Annotated in this window: 11 protein-coding genes and 1 pseudogene; all 12 read right to left on the reverse strand. The window is 51.9% G+C overall.

Translation table 11 applies throughout. The features are described 5' to 3' along the window. Positions 1 to 70 precede the first annotated feature (70 nt). Positions 71 to 1216, reverse strand: coding sequence for a cell division protein FtsZ (gene ftsZ, locus MPHASIOC01_RS22640; RefSeq protein WP_036106169.1), 1146 nt, complete (start codon positions 1214 to 1216; stop codon positions 71 to 73). Positions 1217 to 1278: 62 nt separating this feature from the next. After that, the gene (gene ftsA, locus MPHASIOC01_RS22645) at positions 1279 to 2535 is read right to left on the reverse strand and encodes a cell division protein FtsA (protein ID WP_064598816.1); all 1257 of its coding nucleotides are present in this window, start codon (positions 2533 to 2535) and stop codon (positions 1279 to 1281) included. Continuing rightward, positions 2532 to 3368, reverse strand: a complete 837-nt coding sequence (gene ftsQ, locus MPHASIOC01_RS22650; RefSeq protein WP_353613331.1) for a cell division protein FtsQ — start codon at positions 3366 to 3368, stop codon at positions 2532 to 2534. The genes ftsA and ftsQ overlap by 4 nt, the downstream gene beginning before the upstream one ends. A 113-nt stretch (positions 3369 to 3481) precedes the next feature. Beyond that, positions 3482 to 4957: a UDP-N-acetylmuramate--L-alanine ligase gene (gene murC / locus MPHASIOC01_RS22655; protein ID WP_064598814.1), complete on the reverse strand. Its 1476-nt coding sequence runs from the start codon at positions 4955 to 4957 to the stop codon at positions 3482 to 3484. Between the two features lie 66 nt (positions 4958 to 5023). Next, positions 5024 to 6091 (reverse strand): undecaprenyldiphospho-muramoylpentapeptide beta-N-acetylglucosaminyltransferase, encoded by a 1068-nt coding sequence (gene murG / locus MPHASIOC01_RS22660; RefSeq protein WP_064598812.1) that lies wholly within the window; start codon positions 6089 to 6091, stop codon positions 5024 to 5026. Next, positions 6088 to 7332, reverse strand: coding sequence for a cell division protein FtsW (gene ftsW / locus MPHASIOC01_RS22665; protein WP_064598810.1), 1245 nt, complete (start codon positions 7330 to 7332; stop codon positions 6088 to 6090). Before ftsW ends, murG begins: the two co-directional genes overlap by 4 nt. Before the next feature lie 4 nt (positions 7333 to 7336). Further along, positions 7337 to 7408 (reverse strand): hypothetical protein, encoded by a 72-nt coding sequence (locus MPHASIOC01_RS22670; RefSeq protein ID WP_353614972.1) that lies wholly within the window; start codon positions 7406 to 7408, stop codon positions 7337 to 7339. Beyond that, positions 7404 to 8648, reverse strand: a pseudogene (murD, locus tag MPHASIOC01_RS22675) (UDP-N-acetylmuramoyl-L-alanine--D-glutamate ligase); the annotation flags it as partial. The pseudogene murD and the gene MPHASIOC01_RS22670, both read right to left, overlap by 5 nt. Positions 8649 to 8650: 2 nt before the next feature. Further along, entirely contained in the window at positions 8651 to 9733 is a 1083-nt protein-coding gene (gene mraY / locus MPHASIOC01_RS22680) for a phospho-N-acetylmuramoyl-pentapeptide-transferase (protein WP_353613332.1), read from the reverse strand. Then, entirely contained in the window at positions 9727 to 11085 is a 1359-nt protein-coding gene (gene murF, locus MPHASIOC01_RS22685) for a UDP-N-acetylmuramoyl-tripeptide--D-alanyl-D-alanine ligase (RefSeq protein ID WP_064598804.1), read from the reverse strand. Before murF ends, mraY begins: the two co-directional genes overlap by 7 nt. Beyond that, the gene (gene murE / locus MPHASIOC01_RS22690) at positions 11082 to 12569 is read right to left on the reverse strand and encodes a UDP-N-acetylmuramoyl-L-alanyl-D-glutamate--2,6-diaminopimelate ligase (RefSeq protein WP_064598802.1); all 1488 of its coding nucleotides are present in this window, start codon (positions 12567 to 12569) and stop codon (positions 11082 to 11084) included. The genes murF and murE overlap by 4 nt, the downstream gene beginning before the upstream one ends. Continuing rightward, positions 12556 to 14322, reverse strand: coding sequence for a peptidoglycan glycosyltransferase FtsI (locus MPHASIOC01_RS22695; RefSeq protein ID WP_064598801.1), 1767 nt, complete (start codon positions 14320 to 14322; stop codon positions 12556 to 12558). Before MPHASIOC01_RS22695 ends, murE begins: the two co-directional genes overlap by 14 nt. Positions 14323 to 14329: the final 7 nt, after the last annotated feature.

Genomic DNA, 14329 nt, shown 5'->3' on the forward strand with positions numbered 1-14329 from the left:
GAAAGTGTACATCACTATCGGCGAGTCATAGTAGCATAAAGAGCTGAGATACCCAAATTCCGGCTAATTCTTAGTCTGCCTGCTTACGCAGGAAGGCTGGAATATCCAGATAATCGGGCTCTTTATTGCTCTGGGAAGCCGTATCGTTCACGACCTTCGCCACATTTTTCTGCTCTGGCTGCAGTTGGGTCATACCACTCTGGTAACCCATAACCGGCTGCTGCTGTTGCTTGTTGGTTACCAGCGTGATTTCTGGACGCTTGTCCATACCAATCCCGGTGGCAACAACCGTTACACGCAGTTCATCGTTCATTTCTGGATCCAGAGAGGTACCGATAACCACTGTAGCATTGTCAGACGCGAAAGCACGGATAGTATTACCCACGGTTTCGAACTCATCCAGACGCAGGTCAAAGCCAGCAGTGATGTTAACCAGTACGCCACGCGCACCAGACAGGTCGATATCTTCCAGCAGCGGGCTGGAAATAGCCATTTCAGCGGCTTCTTCAGCACGGTCTTCACCTGTCGCGACACCCGAGCCCATCATGGCATAACCCATTTCTGACATTACAGTACGCACGTCAGCAAAGTCGACGTTCATCAGACCTGGGCGGGTGATCAGTTCAGCTATCCCCTGTACTGCACCTTTAAGGACATCGTTCGCTGCACCAAAGGCATCCAGCAAAGAGATACCGCGGCCAAGCACTTTCAGCAGTTTGTCGTTCGGAATTGTAATCAATGAATCGACATGCTTGGACAGTTCAGTGATACCCTGCTCCGCAAATGCCATGCGCTTTTTGCCTTCAAAATTAAAAGGCTTGGTCACCACAGCAACAGTCAGAATACCTAAATCTTTTGCAACTTCAGCCACAACGGGTGCTGCACCAGTCCCCGTACCGCCGCCCATACCGGCTGCGATAAAGACCATGTCAGCACCTTCCAGTGCGGAACGTAATGCTTCACGGTCTTCTTCCGCAGCATTACGGCCTACTTCCGGATTTGCGCCAGCCCCCAGACCTTTAGTGATACCACTACCGATCTGAATCGTCTGGCCAACAGCTGTTTTACGCAATGCCTGCGCATCAGTATTGACGGCAAAAAATTCAACGCCTTCAATGCGTTCGCGCACCATGTGTTCTACGGCATTACCGCCGCCGCCACCGACGCCGATGACTTTAATCACCGCGTCATTGGTCAGTTCCATAGGTTCAAACATAGTTTCTCTCCGTTTTGTGCCTGTCGCCTGAGACTACTTATTGTCATAGTCTCTTAATAAAATTAAAACTCTTTTCTCAGCCAGCTATTAATTCGTTTAAACCACGAAGTGACTGATGTGTGCTTTTCCACTTCAGTCTCACCGGTTAAATGCGATTCCTTGCCGTAATGTAATAACCCAACTGCGGTTGAATAATACGGCTCCTGAGCATAATCGGTAAGGCCAGTGATATTTAAAGGCTGACCAATGCGCACCTGAGTATGGAATACTCGTTGGGCACACGCGGCCAAACCTTCCATTTGGGCTGCGCCACCTGTCAGCACAATCCCTGCAGCCAGGTGGTGTTTGACACCTTGCTGACGTAACTGTTCCTGCAACTGCAGGATCTCTTCATTCACCAAATTCAACAATTCGGTGTAGCGAGGTTCGATAACCTCGGCCAAAGTCTGGCGCTGAAGGCTGCGCGGCGGCCTGCCACCCACGCTGGGTACCTCAACACTTTCATCTTTGCCGACCAGTGACCCCAATGCACAACCATGACGCACTTTAATCGCCTCTGCATCGCTGGGTGGTGTACCAAAAGCGTAAGCAATATCACTGGTAACCACATTCCCTGCGTAGGGAATGACTCTGGTATGTCGCAATGCACCACCAGTGTAAACCGCCATGTCCATTGTACCACCGCCGATATCGACGACACAGACGCCCAACTCTCGCTCATCTTCTGTCAGCACCGCGTAGCTGGAAGCAAGCCCGGCGAAAATCAGTTGGTCAACCTTCAGGCCACAGCGCTCTACAGCTTTCACAATATTTTTCGCCATATCGTTGTGGCAGGTAATCAAGTGCACTTTGGCCTGCATACGCACACCGGATAAACCAACCGGGTTTTTAATCCCTTCCTGGTAGTCGATGGCGTACTCTTGTGGAATGACATGCAGCACCCGATGCTCATCTCTTACACGAACAGATTTCGCCGTATGCACTACATTTTCCACATCTTCCTGGGTCACTTCTTCCTCTGAAATTGGCACCATGCCGATTTCGTTCTGGCAGCTAATATGTTTACCTGACAGCGCCAGGTAAACAGAAGATATTTGGCAGTCTGCCATTAACTCAGCCTGATCAATGGCACGCTGTACGCACTTAACCACAGATTCAAGATCGTTAACGCCGCCTTTATCCATACCCCGGGACGGACAACTTCCCACACCGATAATGTTAATCACTCCGTCGGGCAGAACTTCCCCTACTAAAGCGGCAACTTTTGCAGTGCCAATCTCCAGTCCAACCACCAGTTTTCTGTCCGTCGACTTAATCATTGTTGTTTTGCCTGTGCCTGATTCTGTTGTTGATTAGTTCCTTCAGCGGGAGCCGGGGCCGGAGCCCAACCCACCGCAGCACCTGAGTCATAGCGCAGGTCAACATAACTGATAAGCTTGTTGTCCGTCTGCGCCTGCTTTAAAAGAACTGGGTAAAGTTCGATAAAGCGGTTCAGGCGTTTCATCGTATCGCCGCGGCCAAGGTTGAGTTTAATCCCGTTATTCAGGGTTAAAACCCAGGAGCGTCTGGCCGTCATGGCTGCATCCTTCAACGTAAACCTGGATTTCGCCAGCACATCACTCATTGCCCGGTATCCTTCAAGAACTTCAACCTCACTTCCTTCCGGACCAGACAGCCCCGGCAAGACTTGTTTTGCCATTCTGTCCGCAGGTACACTGAATGAATTACCTTGTGCATCAATCATGTGCTGGTCATTCCAGCGTGCAATCGGCACATATTCAACCAGATGAATCTTCAATTCATCCGGCCACTGTTTTCTGACACTGGCCTGTTTTATCCAGGGAAGCCGTTCAATTTGCTGCTGGATAATGTCTACATCCTGCGTCATAAAAGTTCCTGGAGCGCCCAGGGCCAGTATTGCCTGGCGAATATCGTCATTACGTGTGTAATGGCGCTCACCCGTCACAACAAGACGTGACAGAGGCAAGCGCTGAGCATCTTCCATCCAGCGTACAACCATCCAGCCGCCGATAAAGATTGTCAGTAGTACCGCTATCAGGAAGATAATGCCCGCAAGCCGCGTGCCATTACTGCGCCCGGAAAAGGCTTTTTCTTCCTGCTGAGTACGTGTATTCAACGCCGCCTGGGACATATCACTCCGCCAGTTCCAGTATATTTACAACAAACTTACCCAAAATCCGGGTACCAGGCTGGCACTCAACAGGTAACTTATCTGCCTTGCTACCCTGCATGGGTGCCAATTTCTCAGCCATGAGTGTCTTCTTCCTGTAACTGAGGAACCAGACGTGTTTCTGCCAGCGTACGCGCTATCTTGCCAATATTACCCGCCCCCTGGACCAACACTAAATCATTCCCGGACAGAATAGGTGCCAACATTTGGGCAACCTGCGCATGATCGGAAACCAGAATCGGGTCAACCTTGCCACGCCCCCGAATTGTGCGGCACAGAGAACGGCTGTCCGCACCTGGAATCGGCGTTTCTCCCGCCGGGTAGACATCCAGCATAATTAGCGCATCAACCTGCGATAACACATTGGCAAAGTCGTCATACAAATCACGGGTACGCGTATAACGGTGGGGCTGGAACACCATCACCAGATGTTTATCCGGCCACCCTGCACGCGCTGCCTTGATAGTTGCGTCAACTTCAGTCGGGTGGTGACCATAGTCATCAACCAATAACGCCGTGCCTTGCTTGCCATTAATGGCATCAAGAGGAAACTCGCCAAGGAAATCGAAACGACGCCCTGTACCAGCAAAACTTTCAAGTGCGCGTAAAATAGCGCTGTCATCAATGCCTTCTTCAGTTGCTACTGCCACCGCAGCTGCCGCATTCAGGGCGTTATGCCGGCCAGGTGCATTTAACATGACATGCAGTACGGGCTTATCCTGGCGCAGGATGTCAAAGTGCCCTTGTGCGCCCGACTGCAGGTAGTTTTCAATGCGAACATCCGCGTCTTCACTAAAGCCATAAGTGGTCAGTTGACGTCCAACCCGCGGCAATAACTCTTTGATAACCGGGTCATCCACGCACATAACCGCTCTACCATAAAACGGCAGGTTGTGAAGGAAATTAATAAATGTCTGCTTCAGGTTCTCAAAGTCGCCATGGTAAGTATCCATATGGTCGGCTTCTATATTGGTCACCACAGCGACCATTGGCTGCAAATGCAGGAAAGAGGCATCGCTTTCATCTGCTTCTGCAATCAGGTAACGGCTGTGTCCTAAACGGGCATGAGTACCTGCCGCTTTGACCAGGCCACCATTCACGAACGTCGGGTCAAGACCTGCTTCTGCATAAATACTCGCCACCATCGCCGTGGTAGTAGTCTTTCCATGCGTACCGGCAATAGCAATGCCATGACGAAAACGCATCAATTCCGCCAACATTTCAGCACGGCGAATCACCGGAATACGTGCTTCATGCGCTGCAATTATTTCCGGGTTATCCGCCCGAATGGCAGTGGATACCACAACCACACTGGCATCACGGACGTTTTCAGGGCGATGATTAAAATAAATCGTCGCGCCCAGCGCTGACAGTTGCTGCGTAACCGGGTTTGGCGCTAAATCAGAACCACTGATTTGGTAACCTTCATTCGCCAGCACTTCGGCAATCCCTCCCATGCCGGCACCACCAATGCCAACAAAGTGAATGTGCCGCACGCGGCGCATTTCAGGAACGATTGAACGCAGTTTTGCCAGTTCTTGTGTATTCATTCTTTAAACCTGAGGCTCTTTGCCTTCACATCAAAAACATGCGGTTGCCTGTCGCAACCCGACACATCAGGCTCTGGCCTGATGCACAATCTCATTTGCTACACGCTGTGTTGCATCAGGAATCGCTGCTTCCCGGGCTAATTTCGCCATAGAGAGCAGAACCTGACGATCCCAACCACTCAGAATATCGGCCACGGCCTGAGCCGTGAATTGCGGTTGCTCCAAAATGCGTGCAGCCCCGACTTTCTCCAGTGGCGCAGCGTTCCAGTATTGCTGGCGGTCTTTATGCTGAAAAGGCACAAAAATAGCGGGTAACCCCGCAGCAGCGATTTCACTTACCGTCAGCGCCCCGGAGCGGCAGACCACAACATCTGCCCAGGCATACGCCTGAGCCATATCGTCAATAAACTCAGTAACTTTATGCCTGACAGGGGTTGCAGTTGCATAAGCCTGCATCACCTCTTCTCCAGCACCTTTCCCGCACTGGTGCCAAATGGTGATACTTTCCCCTAATTGAGCGGCAACACCGGGCATTGTTTGATTGAGAACCCGGGCTCCCTGAGAACCGCCCACCACTAATACCCGAACTGGCCCAGTACGCCCGGATAGCCTGTCTTGCGGTAATGGCAGTGCCAGCACATCCTCACGGACAGGGTTACCCACGACATCTGCCTTAGGGAAAGCCCCCGGGAATGCCTGCATGACTTTGCTGGCAATGCGCGACAGCCATTTATTGGTTAACCCGGCTATACCGTTTTGCTCATGCAAAACCACCGGAATACCCAGCGACCATGCAGCCAGACCACCGGGGCCGGAAACATAACCGCCCATGCCTAATACCACATCCGGGCGATAATTTTTCATAATGGCCCGGGCCTGACGCCAGGCGTTAAATATCCGCCATGGTGCCAGTAACATGGCTTTAAGCCCTTTACCGCGAATCCCTGAAATACGAATAAAATCAATTTCGATACCACGCGCCGGAACCAAATCTGCTTCCATGCGGTCTGCAGTACCCAGCCAGCGAACCTGCCAGCCCTGAGCCATCAAATAGTGAGCAACAGCAAGCCCGGGGAAAACATGCCCGCCAGTCCCGCCAGCCATCACCATTAATCGCTTAGGTCCACTACTCATCGTGCACCTCGTGTAAACGCCTGCGCTTTTGCCAGACGTGTTTCATAATCAATTCGCAGCAATAATATGATTGCTGTAGACATAATCAGCAGGCTGGAACCACCGTAGCTGATAAGCGGCAGTGTCAGCCCTTTCGTTGGCAGCATACCAGCAGCAGCCCCAACGTTTACCAGCGCCTGGAAGCTAAACCAGATACCAATAGAACAGGCCAGAAACCCCGAGAAACGCTGGTCAATTTCCAGTGCGCGTTTGCCAATCGACATGGCGCGAAAAGCGACGAAGAATACCATCAAAAGTGCCAGTACCACACCGATATATCCCAGCTCTTCACCAATAATTGAGAAGATGAAATCGGTATGTGCTTCGGGCAAATATTCGAGTTTTTGTACTGAATTGCCGAGTCCTTGCCCCCAAAGCTCACCACGCCCGAAAGCCATCAGTGATTGTGTTAACTGGTAGCCGCTGCCAAAGGGATCTTGCCAGGGGTTCCAGAATGAAGTCACACGCCGGATACGATAAGGCTCTGCCAAAATCAGTAACACCACTGCGGAAATGCCCATACCGATGATGGCAATAAATTGCCAAAGCTTGGCACCAGCCAGGAACAGCATCGCAAGCGTCGTAACAAACAGTACCACCACTGTCCCCAGGTCAGGCTGAGCCAGTAATAACACTGCCATCACCAGGATAACGCCCATGGGTTTCAGAAAGCCGCGCAAATTATTACGGACTTCATCCACCTTACGTACCAGGTAGTTGGAGAGGTAACAAAACAGCGATAGCTTCGAAAATTCCGCAGGCTGAATACGTAATGGCCCCAGCGCAATCCAGCGCGATGCCCCGTTTACTGAGCTACCTACCACCAGCACAATCAGCAGCATCACAATTGATGCCAACAGCATAGGCGCGCTGTATTTTTGCCAGAACGTCATAGGCAAACGCAGGGTAACCAGAGCAAGGACAAAAGCCAGTACCAGATACAACCCATCACGTTTAGAGAACAAAAAGGGATCACCGGCCAAACGTTGCCCGACAGGCATTGATGCTGAAGTCACCATGACAAAACCAATTGCCGCCAGCCCCAGAGTCAGCCAGAACAACGTACGGTCATACAACACCATACTGTTGGCGTCTTTCTCCCGGGAACCCATCACCCAGCCTTTCAGCGCGGTAAATAACCACCCCAGGATAAAAAACCCGGGTATCCGCGGCATACGAAGACGAGGGAGAGATAAACGCATCAGCCTAACTCCTTCGCCAGTTGCGCGAAGATCTCGCCACGCTGTTCAAAGTTTTTAAACTGATCCAGGCTGGCACAAGCAGGAGATAACAACACCATATCTCCCGGCTTAACTTGCCCGGCTATCAGCCGCATAGCCTCTTCCATCGTTTCGGTTTGTTCAGCCACATCCGGGCGGAGTTCCGCCAGTTGCGCACCATCCCGGCCAAAACAATAGAGGCGAATACTGTCTCCCTGAAGGAAAGGCCGCAAAGGTGAGAAGTCTGCCGATTTACCATCCCCGCCCAGCAACAGATGCAACGTCCCCTCGCAATGCAAACCATTGAGCGCCGCTTCGGTGCTGCCAACATTGGTAGCCTTGGAGTCATTAATCCAGCGCACACCTTTGCTTTCCAGCACCAACTCAAAACGATGAGCCAGGCCGGTAAACGTGGTTAACGCTTTCAGGCTACTGGCACGCGGTAAGCCCACTGCATCGGCCAGAGCGAGTGCTGCCAGCGCGTTGGTGTAGTTATGCCGCCCAACCAGTTTCATCTCTTTCACGTTGAGCACTTTCTCACCTTTCACACGCAACCAGGTTTCACCCTGCTGGCGGTTAAGGTGGTAATCGCCGACATCCACACCAAAACTGACACACCGTGCATCAGCGCCACGCACAGGCATTGTTAATGCGTCATCGGCATTCACAACACAGACACGGGCATTTTCATAAATACGTAACTTTGCAGCCCGGTATTGCTGAAGACCAAAAGGATACCTGTCCATATGATCTTCAGTAACATTGAGAATAGTGGCCGCGGCAGCATTGAGGCTGTAGGTGGTTTCCAACTGGAAACTGGAAAGCTCAAGCACATACAACTCATGAGGTAAATCCAGCAGCATCAGCGCCGGCAGGCCGATATTACCGCCCACACCAACTGAGACGCCTGCTGCTTTCGCCATTTCGCCAACCAGCGTGGTCACCGTGCTTTTGCCATTAGACCCAGTAACAGCAACAACAGGAGCCTGTACTTCACGGCAGAAGAGCTCTATATCGCCGATGATTTCGACACCAGCGTCCGCAGCTGCGCTCAGGGCAGGTGTAGCCAGGGCGATACCAGGGCTGGCGATTATCAAATCTGCTGCAAGTAGCCAGTCTTCATTCAGGCTCCCCACATAGCGTTCAACATGTTCCGGGAGCTTATCTATCCCCGGAGGTGTTACCCGCGTGTCCATTACACGCGGAGTTACCCCCCGCGCAAGGAAGAAATTAACGCAGGAAAGTCCGGTTAAACCCAGGCCGATAATAACAACGTTTTTGCCCTGGTAATCTGCCATGATTAACGCACCTTAAGCGTAGCCAGCCCAATCAGGACCAGCATCAGCGAGATAATCCAGAAACGCACAATTACGCGCGGTTCTGGCCAGCCTTTTAATTCATAGTGATGGTGGATAGGCGCCATACGAAAAATGCGCTGACCACGCAGTTTAAACGACCCAACCTGTAAGATGACCGACAGGGTCTCCACTACAAACACCCCACCCATGATTACCAGCAAGAACTCCTGGCGCAGCAATACTGCAATCACACCGAGTGATCCACCCAGTGCCAGAGACCCCACGTCTCCCATGAAAACCTGAGCCGGATAGGTGTTAAACCACAAAAAACCCAAACCAGCTCCAACGATTGCAGTACACACAATAACCAGCTCACCAGCATGGCGCAGATAAGGAATATGCAGGTAGTTAGCAAAATTCATGTTACCCGTAGCCCAGGCTACTAACGCAAAACCTGCTGCGACAAACACGGTAGGCATGATTGCCAGACCATCCAGACCATCTGTCAGGTTCACGGCGTTACCCGTACCAACAATCACAAAATACGCCAGTACAACGTAGAACAGGCCAAGCTGTGGCATGATATCTTTAAAGAAAGGCACCACCAGCTGAGTGGCCGGTGTACCATGCCCGGCAGCATATAAACCAAAAGCGACGCCCAAAGAAATCACGGACATCCAAAAATACTTCCAGCGAGCAACCAGCCCTTTGGTATCTTTACGCACCACTTTGCGGTAATCATCGACAAAGCCGACAATGCCAAAACCTACCAGCACGGTTAATACGCACCAGACATACGGGTTTGACGGGTATGCCCACAATAAGACTGAAACCACAATGGACGTCAGAATCATGATTCCGCCCATTGTGGGGGTACCACGTTTGCTGAAATGGCTTTCCGGGCCATCATTACGCACCACTTGCCCAAACGACAGTTGTTGCAGACGGGCAATCATGCGGGGCCCCATCCATAAGGAGATAAACAACGCGGTCAACAGGCTCACGATGGCGCGAAACGTCAAATATGAGAAGACGTTAAAACCGGAATAATATTTGACCAAATGCTCGGCCAGCCAGACTAGCATGTCCTGTTCTCCTGTAATGCATGTACCACCTCTTCCATGGCAGAACTCCGTGACCCTTTCACCAGCATTGTTATTGTTGAATTTTCCGCGACTAATTCACGTAACCGCTCAATTAATAATGTTTTATTACTGAAATGTTCACCCACTCCACTGGCTGAACTGATGGAATAACTCAGGCTTCCCACACTCAGAACTTTATCCAGACCAGCCGCTTTCGCAGCCTCACCGATTTGGTGATGGCACGCTTGTGCTTCATCGCCCAGTTCAGCCATATCCCCCACAACCAGCACACGATAACCCGGCATTTCAGACAATACACTCACCGCAGCAGTCATCGACCCCACATTGGCGTTATAGCTATCGTCCAGTAATAACTGGGTTGCGGATAAAAGAATGGGGAATAAGCGCCCCGGAACAGCCTGTAACTGCGCCAGACCCGCTTTCACCGCGCTCAAGGGTGCACCAACTGCCATAGATAACGCCGTTGCAGCCAGAGCATTAGCAATGTTATGCCGCCCGGGTAAGGGCAGTACTACTTCACATTCGCCCTCGGGCGTACACAATGTAAAAACAGTACCTTGCGAGGTTATCCGCACATCACGCGCGTGAAAATCACTGCCGGGTTGTTCCGGTGAAAAACGCCAAATTTTGCGATCACCAATCACCGCCTTCCAGCCAGGTAAGTCATTGTTATCGGCATTCACAATGGCGACACCAGTGGGTGGTAGCCCACCAAAAATCTCGCCTTTGGCTTTGGCCACTCCCGCCAGAGACCCAAAACCTTCGAGGTGTGCCGCTGCCAGGTTATTAACCAGTGCCGCTTCAGGTTGAGTCAGGCTAACGGTCCAGGCAATTTCGCCCTGGTGATTGGCGCCCAGTTCAATCACAGCATACTGATACTCTGGCGTCAGACGCAGCAGCGTCATAGGGACACCAATATCATTATTAAGATTACCCAGCGTATAGAGGGTGTTTCCACAACGGCCAAGAATGGCCGCCGTCATCTCTTTAACCGAGGTTTTTCCCGAGGAACCAGTCAGCGCAACAACTCTCGCTGGCACCTGCTGGCGTACCCATGCACCCAGTCTCCCAAACGCAATGCGCGTGTCTTCCACTACCAGTTGAGGGATATCCAGAGGTAGCTGGCGACTGACCAGTAACGCACCTGCGCCACCTTCAATGGCTTTTTGCGCAAAATCATGGGCGTCAAAACGTTCACCTTTCAGGGCGACAAACAGACAGCCAGCAGTTAATTTACGTGTGTCCGTGGTGACATCTTTAATTTGGCAGTCGGCACCAATATGTTGCCCGTTAAGGACCGTAGCCAGTTGCTCAAGTGTTACCGGGATCATGCGACCACCCCCAATAAACGAGCTGCCGTTACACGGTCTGAGTAGTCCAGACGACGCGTACCCACGATTTGATAATCCTCATGGCCTTTGCCCGCCAATAACACCACATCACCGGGTTTAGCCTGCATAATGACACTGGTCACAGCCTCAGCACGCCCCGGCATAACACGGGCACGCCCGGCATCCAGCATTCCCGCAAGAATATCGTCAATAATGGCGCCTGGCTCTTCGGTGCGGGGATTGTCGTCAGTCACTACAGCGACATCCGCAAACTCTTCAGCAATAGCGCCCATTAATGGACGCTTGCCTTTATCACGGTCGCCACCACATCCAAACACGCACCACAGCTTGCCCGGGCAGTGCAAACGCGCCGCCATGAGCGCTTTTTCCAGAGCATCAGGTGTATGTGCGTAATCAACCACAACGGTCGGTTTACCCGGCGCGCTGAAAACCTCCATACGGCCACAGACTGGTTGCAACTGAGAGGCCGTCGCCAGAAGTGATTCGAAGGCATAGCCTTGTGACAGCAACGTAGCCAAAGCAAGTAATAAATTACTCACGTTGAAGGCGCCCATCAGCCCGCTTTCTATCTCGCCATCTCCCCAGGAGGAAGCGAACTGAATCGTCGCGCCACGGTCGTGATAAGACACATGTGTCGCTTTCAGCCAGCGGTTATGTTGGTCCGGGTTGAGTGGGGTATCAACAGCCACAGCCACAGCATCGGGGAGTTTCTCCAGCCAGCGCCGACCAACTTCATCGTCCGCATTAACGATGGCAACACCACACTGGTGTTCAGAAAATAGCAGCCATTTAGCCGCTTCGTAATGCGCCATATCGCCATGATAATCAAGGTGATCACGACTAAGATTGGTGAAAACCGAGGCCGCAAATTTAACCGCAGCAACCCGGTGCTGAACCAGACCATGGGAAGAGACTTCCATGGCAGCAAAATTTGCCCCCTGGTCAACAAAGCCGGATAACATATGCTGAACATCAACTGCGGAACCCGTGGTATTTGCCGTTGGAGCCACACTCCCCAGCAAACCGTTACCGACGGTGCCCATCACAGCGCTGACGTTACCCAAAATTTGTGCCCACTGAGCAAGTAACTGTGTGGTGGTGGTTTTACCGTTCGTGCCGGTGACACCTACCAGACATAATGAATGAGAGGGTTCATGGTAAAAACGCCCCGCTAATGCGGATAAACGCTGGTCCAGTTGGCTGAGATAAACCACCGGAACACCATGCATTTCACGGATTTCGCCGTCAGCAGCTTCCCCTTCTGCTTCCGCTATTACAGCAGCAACACCTTGCGCTATCGCCTGCGGGATATACCGACGCCCGTCCGCCTGATGACCGACCACCGCCACAAAAAGATCCCCCGCGGCAGCCCCACGGCTGTCGAGTGTCATCTCTCGCAGTGCTCGCGCCGGTGCCTCTGGCACCCACGGCACGAGAAGGTCGCGCAAATTACGATCTGCCACCTGTACCCTCTTTCTGATTAATTACAAAATCGTTTTTATCTCCCGTAGGGAGCGCATCCGGTTCAACATTCATGGTGCGCAGAACGCCCCCCATGATTGCCCCGAAGACTGGCGCTGACACGGCACCACCATAATACTTACCCGCCTGCGGATCGTTTATCACCACTACCAGCGCAAAACGCGGGTTACTGGCGGGAGCGACACCGGCGGTATAAGCAATGTATTTGTTGATATAACGGCCATCGGGGCCGACTTTTTTTGCCGTTCCCGTTTTAATGGCAATACGATAGCCTTTGATTGCAGCCTTCACACCGCCCCCACCCGGCAGGGCGACACTTTCCATCATGTGTACCACTGTACGCACGGTTGCCTCAGAGAACACGCGTTCCCCTGGTACCGGAGGGTCAACTTTCGTAATGGAAAGCGGCCGATAAATACCGAAACTGCCAATGGTTGCGTAGACTCGCGCTAACTGTAACGGTGTTACCATTAGCCCGTAGCCGAAAGAAAAGGTGGCCCTCTCTATGTCAGACCACCGTTGTTTTGTTGGAAATAAGCCACTGCGTTCTCCGACCAACCCCAAATTGGTCGATTTCCCCAGCCCAAAACGTGAGTAAGTATCTACTAACGCTGAGGACGGCATCGCTAACGCCAGCCGGGATACACCAACGTTACTCGACTTCTGCAGAATCCCCGTTACGGTCAGTTCGCTGTAACGACCAACATCTTTAATTTCATGACCATTGATGTAGTAAGGAACCGTGTTAAGCACACTGTTTTCCTGTACTACGCCTCGTTGTAAGGCTGTCATCACCACCATGGGTTTTACCGTTGACCCAGGCTCAAAAACGTCAGTAATCGTGCGGTTACGCATGACATCTTTGGGTGTACCAGTCAGGTTGTTCGGGTTATAGGATGGACTGTTTGCCATTGCCAAAACTTCACCTGTGTTGACATCCACCAGTACCGCGCTACCTGATTCAGCTTTATTGAACGCGACAGCATTATTCAGTTCACGATAAACCAGTGCCTGCAGGCGCTCATCAATGCTTAAAGCCAGGTTATGAGCGGCCTGGCTGTCAGTAGATGAAATGTCTTCAATCACGCGACCATAGCGGTCTTTGCGCACCACGCGCTCGCCTGGCTGCCCGGTAAGCCATTTATCGAAGCTTTTTTCAATCCCTTCAATACCCTGGCTGTCAATGTTCGTGAAACCTATTAAGTGAGCAGTCACTTCGCCCGAGGGATAATAACGGCGGGATTCTTCCCGCAGATGAATGCCTGGAAGTTTCAACTTTTTGATGTAGTCGGCAATATCGGGGTTGACCTGACGGGCCAGATAAATAAAACGGCCTCGGGGGTTTGCGTTAACCCGCGAAGCCATTTGGTCGAGCGGCATTTTTAATGCATCAGCAAGCGCTTTCCAGCGTGAATCCAGAGTAACACCACCCGCGTCATGTAACTCTTTCGGATCTGCCCAAATCGCTTTTACTGGCACACTGACTGCCAGCGGGCGGCCTTCGCGGTCTGTGATCATGCCACGAGACGTGGAGACTTCCTGTACACGCAGGGAACGCATGTCCCCCTGGCGCACCAACATATCGGGATTGACCACCTGTAACCACGCTACACGACCTAACAGAAAAGCGAGAGCCAGCAGAATGCAGCCACAAAGCAACGCAAAACGCCAACTTACAAAGTTGGCTTGTTCTTCCTGACGTTTCGATTTAAGCGATTTATTCGCTGCCTTCATCGTTGCT

It is taken from the genome of Mangrovibacter phragmitis (assembly GCF_040429585.1).
GTDB lineage: Bacteria > Pseudomonadota > Gammaproteobacteria > Enterobacterales > Enterobacteriaceae > Mangrovibacter > Mangrovibacter phragmitis.

Coding starts and splice junctions, on each gene's coding strand:
- ftsA (WP_064598816.1), bottom strand. CDS start 2,535: ATGATTAAGTCGACGGACAGAAAACTGGTGGTTGGACTGGAGATTGGC.
- murF (WP_064598804.1), bottom strand. CDS start 11,085: ATGATCCCGGTAACACTTGAGCAACTGGCTACGGTCCTTAACGGGCAA.
- MPHASIOC01_RS22695 (WP_064598801.1), bottom strand. CDS start 14,322: ATGAAGGCAGCGAATAAATCGCTTAAATCGAAACGTCAGGAAGAACAA.
- murC (WP_064598814.1), bottom strand. CDS start 4,957: ATGAATACACAAGAACTGGCAAAACTGCGTTCAATCGTTCCTGAAATG.
- ftsQ (WP_353613331.1), bottom strand. CDS start 3,368: ATGTCCCAGGCGGCGTTGAATACACGTACTCAGCAGGAAGAAAAAGCC.
- mraY (WP_353613332.1), bottom strand. CDS start 9,733: ATGCTAGTCTGGCTGGCCGAGCATTTGGTCAAATATTATTCCGGTTTT.
- ftsZ (WP_036106169.1), bottom strand. CDS start 1,216: ATGTTTGAACCTATGGAACTGACCAATGACGCGGTGATTAAAGTCATC.
- ftsW (WP_064598810.1), bottom strand. CDS start 7,332: ATGCGTTTATCTCTCCCTCGTCTTCGTATGCCGCGGATACCCGGGTTT.
- murG (WP_064598812.1), bottom strand. CDS start 6,091: ATGAGTAGTGGACCTAAGCGATTAATGGTGATGGCTGGCGGGACTGGC.